10 protein-coding genes are annotated in these 17,921 nt (G+C 70.1%); all 10 read left to right on the forward strand.

Annotation, left to right across the window (positions count from 1 at the left end):
• Nucleotides 1–85: 85 nt before the first annotated feature.
• The 10 genes from R4I43_RS26605 (at nt 86) to R4I43_RS26650 (ending at nt 17,877) form a co-directional block, all read left to right on the forward strand.
• Nucleotides 86–1,855: an AMP-dependent synthetase/ligase gene (locus R4I43_RS26605; protein WP_324268450.1), complete on the forward strand. Its 1,770-nt coding sequence runs from the start codon at nt 86–88 to the stop codon at nt 1,853–1,855.
• A 267-nt stretch (nt 1,856–2,122) separates the two neighbouring features.
• A complete protein-coding gene (locus tag R4I43_RS26610) occupies nt 2,123–3,364 on the forward strand; it encodes an NAD(P)/FAD-dependent oxidoreductase (RefSeq protein ID WP_324268451.1) in 1,242 nt (413 codons plus the stop codon).
• 51 nt (nt 3,365–3,415) lie between these two features.
• The gene (locus R4I43_RS26615) at nt 3,416–4,036 is read left to right on the forward strand and encodes an SGNH/GDSL hydrolase family protein (RefSeq protein WP_324268452.1); all 621 of its coding nucleotides are present in this window, start codon (nt 3,416–3,418) and stop codon (nt 4,034–4,036) included.
• Between the two features lie 119 nt (nt 4,037–4,155).
• Entirely contained in the window at nt 4,156–8,121 is a 3,966-nt protein-coding gene (locus R4I43_RS26620; RefSeq protein ID WP_324268453.1) for a beta-ketoacyl synthase N-terminal-like domain-containing protein, read from the forward strand.
• A gap of 107 nt (nt 8,122–8,228) precedes the next feature.
• The gene (locus R4I43_RS26625) at nt 8,229–10,556 is read left to right on the forward strand and encodes an SDR family NAD(P)-dependent oxidoreductase (RefSeq protein ID WP_324268454.1); all 2,328 of its coding nucleotides are present in this window, start codon (nt 8,229–8,231) and stop codon (nt 10,554–10,556) included.
• Nucleotides 10,557–10,603: 47 nt separating this feature from the next.
• Entirely contained in the window at nt 10,604–12,694 is a 2,091-nt protein-coding gene (locus R4I43_RS26630) for a hotdog family protein (protein ID WP_324268455.1), read from the forward strand.
• On the forward strand, nt 12,688–14,268 hold the full coding sequence (locus R4I43_RS26635) for a PfaD family polyunsaturated fatty acid/polyketide biosynthesis protein (protein ID WP_324268456.1): 1,581 nt from the start codon (nt 12,688–12,690) through the stop codon (nt 14,266–14,268). Before R4I43_RS26630 ends, R4I43_RS26635 begins: the two co-directional genes overlap by 7 nt.
• A complete protein-coding gene (gene accD / locus R4I43_RS26640) occupies nt 14,265–16,007 on the forward strand; it encodes an acetyl-CoA carboxylase, carboxyltransferase subunit beta (RefSeq protein WP_324268457.1) in 1,743 nt (580 codons plus the stop codon). The genes R4I43_RS26635 and accD overlap by 4 nt, the downstream gene beginning before the upstream one ends.
• A complete protein-coding gene (locus tag R4I43_RS26645; protein ID WP_324268458.1) occupies nt 16,004–16,528 on the forward strand; it encodes an acetyl-CoA carboxylase biotin carboxyl carrier protein in 525 nt (174 codons plus the stop codon). Before accD ends, R4I43_RS26645 begins: the two co-directional genes overlap by 4 nt.
• A complete protein-coding gene (locus tag R4I43_RS26650) occupies nt 16,525–17,877 on the forward strand; it encodes an acetyl-CoA carboxylase biotin carboxylase subunit (protein WP_324268459.1) in 1,353 nt (450 codons plus the stop codon). The genes R4I43_RS26645 and R4I43_RS26650 overlap by 4 nt, the downstream gene beginning before the upstream one ends.
• Nucleotides 17,878–17,921: the final 44 nt, after the last annotated feature.

Here is a 17,921-nt window from a genome sequence, read left to right on the forward strand (position 1 = left end):
CGGCCGTGAACGCGAACCACCATGCTCCGCAGCGCGTCCCCGGCACCGGTGTTGTGTCCTCAATCGACGGTGAAGGTGATCAGTGGTGCGGGAAAGCAGCGGTGGCGAGGGCCTGAGACTGCCGGACGATCAAGGCCTCGCGCATGTCGTGGATGAAGGATCCCGGCGCACGCCGGACCGGCCCCTGCTCAGCAGGCAGGCCGAGGACGGGTGGCAGGACATCACCTGCGCAGAATTCGCCCAGGACGTGCGTCGCGTGGGGCGGGGCCTCATCGAGGCCGGAGTGCGCCGCGGCGACCGCGTCGCAGTGCTGGGAAACACCTGCTACGAGTGGGCGCTGGCCGATTTCGCCGTGCTGAGCATCGGCGCGATCACCGTTCCGATCTATCCCACCGCCTCGGAGGAGCAGGTCCGGCACATCGCTACCGACTCCGGGGCCGCTTGGTGCTTCGCCGAGTCCGCCGACCAGCGCCAGGAGCTCGTGCGCATCGGCGGCGACGCTTGGCGCGTGTGGGAGTTCGCGGACCTGGCTGACTGGCGCGCGGATGAGGTGTCCGACGCCGTCCTCGACGAACGACGGGCGCAGGTGCGGGCCGACCACCTGGCGACGATCGTCTACACCAGCGGCACCACCGGCGTGCCCAAGGGATGCATGCTGACCCACCGCAACATGTTCGCGGCCTCCGCGGCCAGCGTCGAACACCTCGGGCAGACGTGGCGGACCAGTGGGGGAGAACAGGCCTCGACGCTGCTGGTGCTTCCCCTGTCGCACATCTTCGGCCGCACCATCCTCGGAGCCTGCCTCTACGCCGGAACGCGGACCGCGCTGCTTCCCGGTTTCCCCGCGTTGCTCGGCGCGTTGAGCTCGTTCCGCCCCAGCCTGATGGGGCTGGTCCCCTACGCGCTGGAGAAGATCCGCAAGGCAGCCCGGAAGATGGGTGTCGATCCCGCCGTCGAAAGCATCGCGATCGAGGCCGGCCGGGCCCATTTCCACGGCCAACCGATCCCCGCCGAAATCCGCGCGGAGTGCGACAGGCTCAACGCTACCGTGTTCGCGACGTTGCGTGAGGGCCTCGGCGGGCGGTGGACGCACGTGATCTCCGGTGGTGCATCGCTGGACGAGACGACGGCGCTGTTCTTCCGGGGGATCGGCGTCAACGTCCTGGGCGCCTACGGGCTGACCGAGGCGGCGACCGCGGTCACGATCAACCCGGTGGAGGACAACCGGATCAACAGCTCGGGCCGCCCCGTCCCGGGTGTCACCGTCGCGCTGTCCGAGGACGAGGAAGTCCTCGTTCGCGGCCTGAACGTGACGCCGGGCTACTGGCCGGGTGTCACGGGTGGTGATCCGCTGGCGGTCCACGACGTGGACACCGGCTGGTTGCGGACCGGTGACCTCGGTCGCCTCGACGAGGACGGCTACCTCTACATCACCGGCCGCCGCAAGGAGATCCTGGTGACAAGCAGCGGCAAGAACATCTCGCCGACGCAGCTGGAGGACCGGGTCCGACTGCACCCGCTGGTGAGCAACTGCCTGGTGGTCGGAAACGATCGCCCGTTCGTCAGTGCTCTGATCACGTTGGACCCGGTGGCAGCCGGAAAGTGGGCCGCCGACAACGGTCTCGACCTGCAGACTCCCGGCTGGACCGAAGATCCGGGTCTGACGGCGGAGCTCGGGTCTGCTGTGGACGAAGCGAACGCGCTGGTCTCCCGGGCCGAGTCGATCCGCGAGTTCCGCGTGCTGGAGACCGACTTCTCGCTCGACGCAGGTCACCTGACGCCATCGATGAAACTGCGCCGCACGGCCATCGAGTGTGATCACGCCGAGGTGATCGAGTCGATGTACAGCAAGTAGCGGTGGGGTGCTCCACCCTTTCATTTCCGGTTGTTCAATTCCAGGAGCTCCGAAATCGGTGCGTTCGGCAGGTTAACGAGGAATCAACTCTTCCCGAAATCGTCTGCCGACCATCGGAGCATATCGACAGCGCTGATTGCATCGGCCTATCGCTCGATGCGCTGAGACGTTGGATGTTGACCGAATTCGACTCCAGGCAAGAGTATTCGTGTGCAGTGGCACGTGGCCCGCGGATGGTCTTGCCCGGTGATGACGGGAGTTTTCCACATGTACGACGTGATCGTTGTCGGCGCCCGCTGCGCCGGATCTCCACTGGCGATGCTGCTGGCCAGACAGGGACATCGAGTGCTGGTCGTGGACAGGTCAACCTTTCCCAGTGACACGATTTCAACGCACTTCATCCAGCAGGCCGGACTGTCCCGCCTGAAGTCCTGGGGCCTGCTCGACCGGCTGATCGCCACCGGCGTACCGCCGATCCGCCGGATGAACTTCGCCTACACCGGGATCGAACTCAGCGGTTTCGCCGACCCCATCGACGGGCTCACCGAGGTCTACGCCCCGCGCCGCACGGTGCTGGACGCGATCCTCGTCGACGGCGCCCGTGAGGCCGGGGCCGAGGTCATCGAGGGCTTCGCCGTCGAAGAACTCATTCACGACGACAACGGCCGGGTCACCGGAGTGCGCGGCAAGGTCGTCGGTGAAGAACAGCAGAAGGAATTCCGGAGCCGGTTCGTCGTCGGTGCCGACGGCCGCAACTCCACCGTCGCAGAACTCGTGAAAGCCGACTTCTACGACGTCGTTCCCGCCGCCTGCTTCGTGTACTACAGCTACTTCAGCGGTATCGAGTGGGAATTCCACCACCAGACCGACTTCAACCACCAGCAGATCGGCGCCTGGCCCACGCACGACGGCCAGATGCTGTGCGCGGTCATGCGTCGCAAGGACCGCTTCCGCGAATTCCGCGCCAACGCCGAGGAAAACTTCCACGCGATCTACGACGAGATCGTTCCCGAACTCGGTCAGGACCTGCGGGACAACGGAAAGCGCGATGAGCAGCTGCGCCCGATGCTCTACCCCGACAACTACCGCCGCCGGTCGAACGGGCCCGGCTGGGCGCTGGTCGGCGACGCCGGCTACCACAAGGACCCCTTCACCGGCCTGGGCATCACCGACGCCCTGAAGTACACCGAAGTGCTGGCCGACAAGCTGCACCAGGGCCTCGCCGGGGAACGGCCGATCGACGACGCTGTCGCCGAGTACGTCGCGCACCGCGACGAGGACAGCCGGGGATCCTACGCGCTGACCACCAGCATCTCCGAGCTCGAGCTCACCCCGTTCTTCGATTCGGTGTTCCGCGCGACCAGCCGCAGCGAGCACTTCAAGAGCCGCTTTTTCACCATGCTCGGCGGCGGGATCCACGGCGATGAGTTCTTCGCCCCCGACCAGCTCGAGAAGCTCTACGACGAGGTGGACTTCCCGGCCGACAAGCGACTTCTCTCACCCAGCTGACCCCTCTTGGAGACGCCGTTTCCCGCGGCCGCGAGAACGAAGGAACCTCACATGCCGGTGATCCGATTCGCAGCGCTGGGCGACAGCTTCGTGGAAGGCCGCGGCGACCCCGGGCTCGACGGCCCGTTCCACGGCTGGGTTCCCCGGCTCGCCGAGAGACTGGGAATCCCGAGCCAGGGCGTGCTCAACCTCGGGACCTACCAGGCGACGACCCAGCACGTCGTCGACCACCAGCTCGCGCCCGTGCTGGCCAACAAACCCCCGGTGATCGGTGTGATCGTCGGCGTCAACGACCTCGTCAGCGACTACGACCCCGAGCGGTTCCGCCGCAACCTGACCACGATCTACTCCAGCCTTCGCGGTGTGGACACCACGGTGTTCACCGCCGCCTACCCGGACATCCCGAAGAACTTGGCGGTCCCGGAGTCCTTCCGAGACCTGCTCCGGCAGCGCTTCGGCGAGGCCAACGCGGTGCTGCGCGAGGTCACGGCGGCCACCGGCGCGCTGTGCCTGGACGTCACCGCGATCGGCGAGTGGTCGCATCCGCGCATGTGGGCCGAGGACGGACTGCACCCCAGCGTCCTCGGCCACCGGCTCTTCGCCGACCAGCTGACCCCGTTCGTCACCGGTGCGATGGGTCTGGTGCCGCCGGCACAGCTCGTCGCCGGGTGACGCCTGCGCAGACGAGCCGACGAGCCGACGCAGTCCCGGCGGCGATCGACCACTTCACCCACGGCGGTGCGTGTCTTCGTTTCCGGCCGTGCGCACGAGAAGGACCTTGAGAGGAAGACGTGAGCGAGCGTACAGACCTGATGGACCGGCGACTGGCGAACAATCCCATCGCGATTGTGGGCATGGCGGGGTTGTTCCCGATGGCGCGCAACCACCGCGAGTTCTGGCAGAACATCGTCGACGGCACCGACTGCACCGAAGAGGTGCCGGCATCGCGCTGGCGTCTCGAGGACTACTACGACCCTGACCCGGCGGTGCCGGACAAGACCTACTCGCATCGCGGTGGATTCGTGCCCGACGTGGACTTCAGTCCGCTGGAGTGGGGCCTGCCGCCCAACCAGCTCGAGCTCACCAGCACGATGCAGCTGCTGAGCCTCGGCGTCGCGCGCGACGTGCTCCGCGACGCCTCGGCCGTGGGCTCGGACTGGTACGACGCGGCCACCACTGGCTGCGTGCTGGGCACCACCGGGCCGGTGCCGCTGACGCACCCGCTGGCCGCCCGCCTGTCCACCCCGGTGCTCAAGGAGGTCGTGCGCAGCTGCGGGCTGACCACCGAGGACGCCGAGAAGATCGCCGCGAAGTACACCCAGGCGTTCACCCCGTGGGAGGAGAGCACCTTTCCCGGGCTGCTCGCCAACGTCGTCGCGGGCCGGGTCGCCAACCGGCTGGGCCTGGGCGGTATGAACTCCACCGTCGACGCCGCCTGCGCCGCGTCTCTGTCGGCGGTCCGGGTGGCCATCGCCGAGCTGGTGGACGGCCGCGCGGACATGATGATCACCGGCGGGGTCGACACCGAGAACTCCATCTTCGGGTTCATGTGCTTCAGCAAGACCCAGGCGCTCTCGCGCACCAGCACGATCAGCCCCTTCTCCGACGCCGCCGACGGCACGTTGCTCGGTGAGGGAGTGGGCATGCTCGCTCTGCGCCGCCTCGCCGACGCGCAGCGGGACGGCAACCGGATCTACGCGGTCATCCGCGGTCTCGGCTCCTCCAGCGACGGACGGTCCAACAGCATCTACGCCCCGCTCGCGAAAGGACAGCGGGTCGCGCTGGACCGCGCCTACGCCGACGCTGACTGCCCACCCGAGTCGGTCGAGCTGTTCGAGGCGCACGCCACCGGCACGCCGGTCGGCGACCGGACCGAGCTGTCCGCGCTGGGCGGCCTGCTGCGCGAGTGCTCGGACGAGCAGCACTTCGCCGCGCTGGGCAGCGTGAAGTCCCAGATCGGTCACACCAAGGGCGCCGCGGGCACGGCGAGCCTGATGAAGCTCGCGATGAGCCTGTACAACAAGACGCTGCCGCCCACCATCAACGTCGACAACACCAACAGCTCCGTCGACTTCTCCGACGCCCCGTTCTACGTCAACGTCAAGACCCGCCCGTGGATCCGCGATCCGCACCGCCCGGTGCGTCGGGCCGCCGCCTCGGCGATGGGCTTCGGCGGCACGAACTTCCACTTCGTGCTGGAGGAGCACGGCCAGGAGCGCACCGAGACCGAAACGCTGCACCGCGCCGCGCGCGGCCACCTCTGGCACGCCGAAACCCCGCAGCAGCTGCTGGAACTGCTCCGATCGGGCGCCGCGCCGACGGAGGACGCGCAGATCCCTGACACCCACGCCCGACTCGGTTTCGCCGCCGCAGACGACCACACCGCCCGGGAACTGCGGGAACTGGCCGCCGAGCAGCTCGCGGGAGCGCTCGACGCTGAGGAGTGGACGCACCCGCGAGGAGTGTTCTACCGCGCCCAGGCTCGTCCCAACCTCAAGGTCGGGGCGCTGTTCGCCGGCCAGGGCAGCCAGTACCTCGACATGGGGCTGGAGGCCGCGCTGAACAACCCGGTGGTGGGTGCGGCGTTCGACGCGGCGAACTCCGCGTTCGACGGGGCTGAAACCCGTCTCGCGCAGGTGGTCTACCCACCGACTCTGCTGGACGCCGAGCTCCGCCAGGAGCAGGAGGCAACCCTGCTCAAGACCCGCTACGCCCAGCCGGCGATCGGAGCGCTGTCGGCCGGCCAGTACCGGTACCTGTCCTCGCTGGGCCTGGAGTGCGCCGGCTTCCTCGGCCACAGCTTCGGTGAGCTGACCGCGCTGTGGGCCTCCGGTGCGATCCACGACGCGGACTTCTTCCGGCTGGCACGAGCGCGCGGTGAGGCGATGTCCCCACCCGCGGACCGCCAGAACGCCGACCACGGGGCGATGGCGGCGATCCAGGCCGACCGGGACCAGGTCACCGAGGTGCTGGCGGATTTCCCGGACGTCGTGGTGTGCAACCACAACGCCCCGGACCAGGTCGTCGTCGGCGGCCCCACGGCCGACGTGGAGGCGTTCGTCGTCGCGGCCTCCAAGAACGACATGCCCGCCCGGCTGCTGTCGGTGTCGGCGGCTTTCCACACCTCGCACGTCGCGCACGCCGTGGAGCGGTTCCGGCCTGCCGTGGCATCGGTGCACATCGGCGAGAGCAGCTCCGCCGTCTACGCCAACAGCCCAGGTGGGAAGTACGGCGCCGACCCTGCCGCCAACGCCCAGACCCTGGTGGGCCAGCTGCTCGAACCGGTCGAGTTCGCCGACGCCGTGCGGGCCATGCACGACGACGGGTGCACGGTGTTCGTCGAGTTCGGCCCGAAGCAGGTGCTGACCCGGCTGGTGCAGCGCATCCTCGCCGACGAGCCGGTCGTCGCGATCCCGACCGACGCGGGACCGCTGGGCGACAGCGATGTCGCGCTCAAGCAGGCCGCGGTGCGCCTGGCCGTGCTGGGCGTGCCGATGACCGGCATCAACGCCCACCTCGCCGCCGACTTCGACGCGGTCACGCCCACGGGAATGACCGTGCCGATCTCCGCGGCCGAACACGTCCCGAGCACGCGCCGCGAGGCCTACGAGGCAGGTCTGGCCGACGGCTTCGAGGTCTCCGCGAACACCCACACCCCCACGCACGTCGCAGATCACGTCCGGTCGGCGGCCACGGTCGACGAACCGGTGCAGGAGAGGGAGCAGATGAACGACCCGCACACCACCCAGCCCGCCGACGAGGTGCCTGCTGGCCCCCGGCCGTCGGACCCCGATGACGCCGTGCACCAGCACGTCGCGCTGCACAGCCAGTACCTGGACGGCCAGCTGCAGGTGGCCGAGGCGCTGACCGGGCTGATGCGCGACCACGGGCAGTGGGATCGCCCGGATTCGCGGCTACCGGAGGTCGTGGAGAGCGTGAAGAACCAGAGCATCGCGATCTCACAGGCGCACGCCCGCGCCAACGAGGTGCTCGCCGAACTCACCGCCCTCGACCTGGGCGGGCAGCGCTCCTCCCAGCCCCGGCAGACCGTGGTTGCCGAAGCCACGACGGTGCGACCCGCAGCGCCGCAGCAGGCGCTGACCACCCGCGCCGAACCGGAGAGCCTCCCGGCCGCGCCCGAACCTCCCGAGGTGAAGCCGGCACCATCCTCCGAACCCGCTGCACCGGTTTCGGCTGGTGTGGATGCGGTGTCGGTGCGTGCGGCGCTGCTGGAGGTGGTGGCGGACAAGACGGGATATCCGGTGGAGATGGTCGACCCGGGGATGGATCTGGAGTCGGATCTGGGTGTGGACTCGATCAAGCGGGTGCAGATCCTCGGTGTCCTGCAGGAGCGGTTCCCGGAGTTGCCCGCGGTGGGTCCTGAGCAGCTGGGTGAGCTGCGGACACTGGATCAGATCACCGAATTCCTGGTGGCCGACGGCACGAGCACCAGCGCCACACCGGACCCGGTTTCGGCTGGCGCGGACTCGGTGTCGGTGCGTGCGGCGCTGCTGGAGGTGGTGGCGGACAAGACGGGATATCCGGTGGAGATGGTCGACCCGGGGATGGATCTGGAGTCGGATCTGGGTGTGGACTCGATCAAGCGGGTGCAGATCCTCGGTGTCCTGCAGGAGCGGTTCCCGGAGTTGCCCGCGGTGGGTCCTGAGCAGCTGGGTGAGCTGCGCACGCTCGATCAGATCACCGAGTTCCTGGTGCCGGCCGCCGGTGATGCGGACCCAAAAGCCCAGGCCCGCTGAGCGACGGGACCGCGCCCGCCGGGCTCGGCCCCACCCCTCGGCACACGGTCGAACTGGTCGCACTGCCCGAACGTGACCTGCTCGGCGACGCCTACGCCACCGAGCCGGTGGCCGTGGTCGCCGACCGAGGTGGCGATGACGCCGAGGCGCTCGTCAGCGGCCTCCGAGCACGCGGTTGGAACGTGCGCCGCGTGCAGCCCAGCGGGTCGCCGGACGCCTTCGACGGGAACACCGCGGAACTGGAAGAGGTGCTGGCGCACCACCTCCAGGGCCGCGTGGACCTGTGCGTGAACCTGCTCGACGGGCAGACCTGGGATGCGAGCGTGCGGCAGGTGGCCGAGACGATCCTGGTCGCCAAGCACGCACTCGCCTCGCTGACCAAGACCGCGGCGGCGGGTTCACGGGCCGGCTTCGTCACGGTCACCCGGCTCGACGGTGGGCTGGGACTGCGCGGCGGGCGTCCCGCCGAGGAGGCCCTGGCCGGTGGTGTGGGCGGTGTGGTCAAGACGCTCGCCCGCGAGGCTCCCGGAGTCTTCTGCCGGGCGCTGGACGTCGACCCGGGCGTGGACCGCGACGAGTTCGTCGCGGTGCTGCTCGGCGAGATCGCCGACGCGGCCACCGACACCACCGAGGTCGGCATCGGCGGCGACGGCCTCCGCTGGACCGTCGTACCCGGCACGTACCGGCACGCCATCGCGCACACCGACGCCATCGGGTCCGGCACCCCGGACGTCGCGCTCGATGCCGACGACGTGCTGGTGGTCACCGGCGGCGCCAGGGGAGTCACCGCCCTGTGCGTCCGCGCGCTGGCGCAGCACACGCAGGCCGAGTTCGTCCTGCTCGGCCGCACCGAACTCACCGACGAGCCGTCCTGGGCCCAAGGAGTCCCCGACGACGGCCTCAAGGCGGCGGCGATCGAGGAGATCAAGGCCTGCGGCGAACGTCCGACACCCCGGGAGGTCGAGCGGCGCTCGCGCGAGCAGATCGCGCAGCGGGAGATCCGTGCGACCGTCGACGCGGTGCGGCAGGCCGGTGCGCAGGCACGCTACATCGCTGTCGACGTCACCGACCACGACGCCGTGGCCGCCGCGCTCGCACCGCTGCGCGACCGCATCACCGGCGTCGTCCACGGCGCCGGAGTGCTGGCCGACGCGCACCTGACCGACAAGACCGGCGACGAGATCCATCGCGTGTTCCGGACCAAGCTCACCGGCCTGCGGGCCATCCTCGACGCCACCGATGCCGACGCGCTGCGGCACCTCGTGCTGTTCACCTCGGTCGCGGGCTTGCTCGGCAACGCCGGCCAAGCCGACTACGCGGCCGCCAACGAGGCGCTGTGCCGGCTCGCGGCGAGCTGGAAACGGCGCCGTCCCGACTGCCACGTCACGGCGATCGACTGGGGCGCGTGGGACGGCGGCATGGTCACGCCGCAACTGCGCGAGGTGTTCCACGCGCGTGGCGTGCGGCTGCTGGAACCCGAGGTCGGCGCGCAGGCGTTCGTCGAGCAGTTCGGCAGCGACCGAGTCGATGAGGTGTGCGTCCTGGTCGGCGAGGACAAGTCCCTCACCGCGGGCGACGAGGCCCTGGCGGCCGCGTTCACCGCGCACCGCGACATCGCGCCACTGGCCGATGACCCGGTGATCGGAGCCCACGTCGTGGGCGAGCACGCGGTGCTGCCGGCGACCTTCGGGCTCGGCTGGATGATCCACGTCGTCGAGCGCGCCAATCCGGGCCGGCGAGTCGTCGAGGCGCGTGACTTCCAGGTGTACAAGGGAATCCTGTTCGATGGTGAGCTGGGTGGCGGGCAGCACGTCACCGTGGAGCCCGCCGGGGACGCGACGGTGAAGGTGTCGGTGCGCACCGACACCGGCCAGGGACTGCCCGTCCTGCACTACGCGGCGACGCTCGTGCTCTCGACGTCCTCAGCGGGTGCTCCGGCGGTCACCGGCTCGTACCCGCTGGGCGAAGGGCCCGAGAACGGGCTGGACATCTACCGCGACGCCGTGCTGTTCCACGGTCCGCCGCTGCAGGGACTGCGGCGGGTGCTGCACCACTCCGACGACCGGCTGGTGCTCGAATGCCGGCTCGCCGACACTCCGGTCGGCTCCGGCGCCTACCGGGGCGAACTGCACAGCCCGGTGCTGGCCGACCTGCTGCTGCAAGGTCCGTCGGTGCACGGCAACCGGCTGCTCGGCCAGGCCAGCCTGCCATTGGGCTTCGGACGCGCGGAGCACTTCGCAGCGCTTCCCGGTGATGAGCCGTTCGTGCTGATCGTCGACCACGTGCGGCAGGCCTCTACTGCGATCACCGTCACCGCTACGGCCTGCGACCGGCGCGGAACCGTGCTCCAGCGGTGGCACGACATCGAGATGGTGGCGGCACCGGGGATGTCGGAGAAGTTCCGCGAGGGAACCCGGCGGTGGTCCGGCGCATGAGCACTCCCACCACGCCGAAGCGAACTGGGACATCCGGAGGAGAAGCAGTGACCAACGACCTGGAGGGGCTGGGCTTCGACGGCGAGCCCTTCGACCCCTTCGCCGCCCCACCTGCCGGGGAACCACCGGCTCCGGCGGCATCGCAGACCGGGGGCAACGGCGGCGCCGACAACATCGGCGCCGTCGCCCGGGAGATGCGACGCGCGGTCGCCGACGCGCACCGCAACGCGCTGCACGCACAGGTGCTGATGCAGGCGCGCACGCTCAGCCGCTGGGGCGTCGACATCGCGGCGCCCACAGTCTCCGCAGCCGCTTCCGGCTACTACGAGATCGTCAACGGCCGCATCACGCCGTCCACGGCTCCGCCAACAGCGCAGACACCACCACCGGTGACCACCGAGGCCCGCTTCAAACCGCTGGCGCGCACCGAACGGACCACGCTCGACCGCGACGACCTCGCCCGGCTGGCCGACGGGGACATCTCCGGAGTCTTCGGCCCCGGCTACCTCCAACCCGGCTGCAACCCGTCGGTCAAGCTCGCCGCGGGAACGGCCCTGCTGCTCGACGAGGTCGGCGGGATCGGGCTGCGCGGCGGCAGCAGCGGACACGGCGCTCTCGTCGCCTCGGTCGCACGACTGGACGGCACACCCGAGCAGCTGCTCGCGGCAGGCGAGCAGGCCGCCGAGATCTTCGCGCTCTACCTGGGGCTGCACCTGTGCCTCGCCGACGCGGTCTTCTCACCCGGCGATGGCAGCGGTGAACCCGCGCGCAGCGAAGCCGAGATCACCACCGGGCTACACGCCACCGAGGTCCGGCTCGACGTCACTGGCGTCGACCTCGTACCTCGGCCGCACGTCCGCGCCGATGTGGAATTCCGCGCCGGTGACGAGATCGCGGCACGGATCACCGGTCTGTGCCTGGCACTGGTGGAAAAACCCGGTGTGCCGATCGGGCCGGACCGCGGCGGCACCGTCCCGGCGTTCCTCGGACGGTACTCCGCGGCCGGCGAGCAGACGCTGATCAACGAGTTCCACATCGCCCACTTCGCCAGGGGCAGCCACGGGATCGCCTTCGGCCCGGAGTTCGAGCACTACTCCGACCGCCGGGCCACCCGGGTTCCCGACCGCGGTCTGACCCTGGTGGACCGGTTGGTGTCGATGGACGGCCGGCGGGGCGAGCTGGACGGTGCGAGTTACGAAACCGAGTACGACTCGCCCGCCGATTCCTGGTACTACGCCGACACCGCCAATGCCTCCATGCCCAACATGATCTACATGGAGACCTCGCTCCAGTCGGCGCTGTCCATCGGGTACTTCCTCGGACCGACCCTGTCCGCCCCGCAGGCACCGGTGAGCCTGCGCAACCTCGGTGGCACCGCGACCGTGCTGCGCGAGGTCGACCTGCGGGACAAGACCCTCCGCCAGCGTTCGCAACTGCTGTCGACCACCCTGAACAACGGCGCGTCGCTGCAGAGCTTCGCCTACACGCTGCTGGCCGACGGCGAACCGTTCTACGAAGGCGAGACCCTCTTCGGCTACTTCAGCGAGGAGGCGATGGCCAACCAGACGGGCCTCGACGCAGGTCGCGCCGTGCCCACCTGGCTCGACGCGCAGCAGCCCCGACCCGCCGTGCGCACCATCGACGTCGCCGCCCGGCGCGCCGACCCCGCTGCCGCGCTGTGCGCCCGCGACCACTTCGCGCTGCTCGACGACCTGCACGTGGTCGACGGCGGCGGCCGGTACGGCAACGGATACCTGCACGCGGTCCGGCGGATCGACCCGGACGACTGGTTCTTCGCTCGGCACTTCCCACGCGACCCGGTGATCCCCGGATCGCTCGGCGTCGAGACCGTCATCCACGCGATGCAGGAGTGGTTGCTGGACGCGGGCCTGGGCGAAGGCATGACGAACCCGGGCTTCATCCTGCCCGTCGGTGCGCCGTTCACCTGGAAGTACCGCGGTCAGTTCGTGCCCACCGACGGGCAAGCGACCCTCGAAGTGCACATCAAGGACGTCCGCCGAGGGCCCGGCCGTGTCCGCGTCACCGGCGACGCCAGCATGTGGAAACCGGGCCTGCGGATCTACGAACTCACCGACATCGCAGTGGAACTGCGTGAAGAAGGAGCACGGCCATGGTGACCACCACCCCGGTATCCGGGCTCGCGCGTGAAGCGGGCTCGGTCCACGACCGGCTGCTGCAACTCGATCGGCCGTTCTACCTGATCAGAGACGCTCACGGCATCGCAGCAGGCGAGGGTGCCGTGCCGGGCGCGCAGGTGCTGGCCGCGGTACCACCGCTGCCCGCACCGGCCCTGGGCGACACCGATTTCCTCACCGAGCACGGTGTCGGGCACGCCTACATGGCGGGTTCGATGGCCAACGGCATCGCCTCGGCGGAGATGGTGATCGCCCTGGCCCAGCAGGGCTTCCTCGCCTCCTACGGTGCGGCCGGCGTGGTCGCGAACCGTGTGGACGCCGACCTGGCCCGCATCCGCGCCGAGCTGCGCGGGCGTTCGTTCGCGTGCAACCTCATCCACAGCCCGAACGAGCCCGCGATGGAGCGCTCGACGATCGACCTGTGCCTCACCCACGAGGTTCGCACCATCGAGGCGTCGGCGTTCCTGGACCTGACACCGCAGATCGTGCGGTACCGGCTCGCGGGCTTGACCCGCGGAGCCGACGGAACGGTCGTCGCGCGCAACAAGGTCATCGCCAAGGTCTCCCGCACCGAAGTCGCCGAGAAGTTTCTGCGCCCCGCACCGGAGCCGATCGTGCGGGAACTGCTCGGCTCGGGCGCGATCACCAACGAGCAGGCCGAGTGGGCGCGACAGATCCCGATGGCCGACGACATCACCGCCGAAGCCGACTCCGGCGGGCACACCGACCGCCGTCCGCTGATGGTGCTGCTGCCCGAGATCATCGCGGTGCGCGACCGGGTGCAGCGCGAACTCGGGTACCCGCAGCGGATCCGGGTCGGTGCGGCCGGCGGCATCGGCACCCCGGCCGCCGCGGCCGCCGCCTTCGCCCTCGGCGCGGCCTACGTGGTGACGGGATCGATCAACCAGGCCACCGTCGAGACCGGGCAGTCGTGGCAGACCAAGCGGCTGCTGGCCGGCGCGGGCGTCAACGACTGCGACATGGCGCCCTCGGCCGACATGTTCGAGATGGGCGTCGAGGTGCAGGTCCTCAAGCGAGGAACCATGTTCGCCACCAAGGCCAAGCGGCTCTACGACGCCTACCGAGCCCACGAGGCGATCGAGCAGATTCCAGCAGCGGAGCGCAACAGCTTAGAGGAGCGGATCTTCCAACGGTCGCTCGACGACGTGTGGCAGGAATGCATCACGTTCTTCGAGCAGCGCGACCCGGGACAGATCAGCCGGGCGCAGGACAACCCGAAACGCCGGATGGCCCTGATCTTCCGCTGGTACCTCGGACTGTCCTCCGGTTGGAGCATCTCCGGCAACGAGGGCCGGGTCTCCGACTACCAGGTGTGGTGCGGACCCGCGATGGGCGCGTTCAACAACTGGGTCGCCGGCACCTACCTGGCAGCCGCGGAGAACCGGCACGCCGCAGACCTGGCCACCCACGTGATGCGCGGCGCGGCGTTCACCAGCCGCATCACCCAGCTGCGCTGGGCGGGGGCCCGGCTGCCCGCCAGCGCGTGTTCCTACCTTCCCGAACCACTGGAGCCCGGCACCGGGAGGAATCGATGACCAAGTCCCTGGCCGCCCCGACACCGGACGCGGACACCTCGTGGCTGGTGTGCCCGGGTTGTTCCGAGATGCTGTACCGCAAGCGGTTCACCCGCGCCCACCAGGTGTGCCCGGAGTGCGGGCTGCACTCGCCGCTGACCGCACCGCAGCGGATCGACCTGCTGCTGGATGCCGATTCCGTTGAGGTGCTGGACTTCTCGCTGCCGGACAGCGATCCGCTCGGCTTCACCGACACCAAGCCCTACACCGAACGGCTGCGGGAGGCCCGCTCCCGCACTGGCCTCGACGAGGCGATCGTGTGCGCCCGAGGCCGCATCGAGGGCAACCCGGTGATCGTGGCCGCCATGGACTTCCGCTTCATGGGCGGCAGTCTCGGCTCTGCGGTGGGGGAGGCGGTGACCCGTGCCTGCGAGACCGCCCTCTACGAGCGGACTCCGCTGCTGCTGGTGACCGCGTCCGGTGGGGCACGCATGCAGGAGGGAGTGATCTCCCTGATGCAGATGGCCAAGACCAGTGCCGCCCTGGGACAGCTCGACGAGGCCGGGATCCTGACGGTCTCGCTGATCACCGACCCCACCTTCGGCGGAGTGGCGGCCTCGTTCGCGACACTGCCCGACGTCATCATCGCCGAACCCGGATCCCGGCTCGGCTTCGCCGGCCGTCGCGTGATCGAGCAGACCATCCGCCAGCAGCTGCCCGAGAGCTTCCAAACCGCTGAGTTCCTGCAGCGCCACGGCGTGATCGACATGATCCGGCCGCGCGACGAACTCCGGCCGACGTTGGCCCGGCTGCTGTCGGTGGCCAGCCGGCGCCCGGACGACGCGGCGCCGGTCCGGCACGCTCCCGCGACCGTGCTGGTCCGCGACCCGGGCCGCTTGCCGGAAACCGACGCGTGGGAGAGCGTGCGTGCGGCGCGCAGGCTCGGCCGACCGACCACCGCGGACTACATCGCCGCACTGCTGGAGGACTTCTCCGAGCTCCGCGGCGACCGCATGTCCGCAGACTGCCCCGCGCTGCTGGCCGGCATCGGGCGCCTGGAAGGCACTCCGGTCGCGGTCATCGGCACCCAGAAAGGACACACCGCCGAGGAACTCGCCGCGAGCAACTACGGGATGCCCAACCCGGCCGGATACCGCAAGGCCGCACGCGTGATGCGGTTGGCGGGCAAACTCGGCCTACCGGTGATCAGCCTGGTGGACACCGCCGGCGCCTACCCGGGCATCGAAGCCGAGGAGAACGCACAAGCCTCCGCCATCGCCGAGAACCTGCGCTTGATGGCGAGCCTGCCGGTGCCGGTGATCAGCGTGATCACCGGCGAAGGGGGCAGCGGCGGGGCGCTGGCGCTCGCTGTCGCCGACCGGGTGCTGATGTCGTCCAACGCGGTCTACTCGGTCATCAGCGCCGAGGGCTGCGCGTCGATCCTGTGGAAGGACCCCGCCGCCGCACCCGAGGCGGCCAACGCCCTGCGCGTCAACGCGCGGGAACTGCTGCGGCTCGGTGTCGTCGACGGCGTCGTCACCGAGCCCGAGGGCGGAGCCGACGTCGACCACGTGCGGGCCGCCGAGGCCTTGCGCGACGCCCTGGTCGGCTGCCTCGCCGAACTGGCGCCGCTGGACCAGATGAACCTCGTGACCCGCCGCCACGCCAGGTTCCGCCAGTTCGGCGCTCTCGACGAGATCCCCGTGCCCGCCGAGGCCGCCAGCACCGACACTGACGACGAGAAGGAGAACGTCCGATGAGCCCGACTTCCGTCAACGGCACCCCGCTCCCGCTCCACGAGACCGACGATCTCGATCAGGTCATCACCGTGCTCCGGCAACACGTGCACGCCTTGTCGGAGCGCTCCGCGCGGGCACCTGGTGCGGTTCGCCTGTCCGCTCGCGGCGTCGAACTGGAGATGACCTGGCCCGACGTGGCTCTGCCGCAGGCCGGTGAACACCCCCGCACTGTCGCGGCAGAACCCGCCCCGGCGGCCGCGCCGGTTGAGGCGGAGCCCGACGCGGTCGTGCTGCGCGCCGAGACCGTGGGCGTGTTCTACCGCGCGCCGGAACCCGGGGCCAAGCCGTTCGTCGAGGAGGGCGACGCGGTCGAGCCGGGTACGCAGATCGCGATCGTCGAAGCGATGAAGCTGATGATCCCGGTCGAAGCCGACCGGGCGGGCACCGTGCTGGAGGTCCTGGTCGCCGACGGCGAGTCGGTCGAGCACGGTCAGCCGTTGATGAAGCTGGCCCCGGCCGAGCCCGGAGGAACCCCGCGATGATCAGCAAGGTGCTCATCGCCAACCGCGGTGAGATCGCGCTCCGGATCGCCCGCACGTGCCGGGAGCTCGGCATCGCCACGGTCGCCGCCCACTCCGCGGAGGACCGCGACTCGGCCGTCGTGCGCTTCGCCGACGAGAGCGTGCAGATCGGGCCGGGGCCGGCGAAGTCGAGCTATCTCAGCATTCCGGCGCTCATCGAGGCGGCCCGCGCCCGCACAGCCGATGCGATCCACCCCGGATACGGGTTCCTGTCCGAGAACGCCGACTTCGCCGAGGTGTGCGAGCTGGAGGGCATCACCTTCATCGGCCCGACCGCCGAGGTGATGGGACGCCTGGGCGACAAGTCCAGCGCACGGGCGATCATGCTCGATGCCGGGCTGCCGCTGCTGCCGGGCAGCCGCGACGCGCTGACCGGCGCGCAGGAGGCGAAGCAGCTCGCCGACGACATCGGCTACCCGGTCATCATCAAGGCCGTGGCCGGAGGCGGCGGGCGCGGCATGGCCGTCGTCCGGGATCCGGACGACTTCGACCGCGCGTTCGCCCGGACCCGCGCCAACGCCCAGGCCGTGTTCCGCGACGGGCGCCTCTACGTGGAGCGCTACCTCGACAGCGCCCGCCACGTGGAGATCCAGGTGCTCGGCGACGCTCGTGGCCAGGTCGTGCACCTGGGTGCGCGGGACTGCTCCCTGCAGCGGCGGCACCAGAAGCTCGTCGAGGAGTCTCCTGCGCCGCGCCTCGATCCGGGGATCGTCGCCGAGATGGGGGACGCGGCGGTGCGCGGCGCCCGCGCTGCGGACTACACGGGTGCGGGCACCTTCGAGTTCCTCGTCGACGGCGACGGCCGGTACTACTTCATGGAGGTCAACTGCCGGTTGCAGGTCGAGCACCCGGTGACCGAGATGGTCACCGGCATCGACCTCGTCCGCGAACAGCTGCGGGTCGCAGCCGGGCAGCCGTTGGGATACACCCAAGACGACGTGCAGCACCGGGGCGTGGCGATCGAGTGCCGGCTCAACGCCGAGGATCCCGCCCGAGACTTCGCCCCGACACCCGGCACGCTGACCAGCTGCGTGCTTCCGGGCGGGCCGTTCGTGCGCGTGGACACCCACATCGAGCACGGCTACCGCATCCCGGCGCACTACGACTCACTGTTGGCCAAGCTCATCGTGTGGGCCCCGGACCGCGATGCCGCGCTGGCCAAGATGCGGCGAGCGCTGGCCGAGACCCAGATCGACGGAGCCGGTGTGAGCACCACGGCCGCCTTCCTCGGCGAGCTGCTGGACCACCCGCGGGTCCGCGCGGCCGAGCACGACACGGCACTGATCGGCACTCTCACGCCCGTTGCGTGACCACGAACCGCCCGCCACGGCTGCCGGGCGGTTCGTCTCGGCAG

This window comes from Saccharopolyspora mangrovi (genome assembly GCF_035320975.1).
In the GTDB taxonomy this organism is placed as follows: domain Bacteria; phylum Actinomycetota; class Actinomycetes; order Mycobacteriales; family Pseudonocardiaceae; genus Saccharopolyspora; species Saccharopolyspora mangrovi.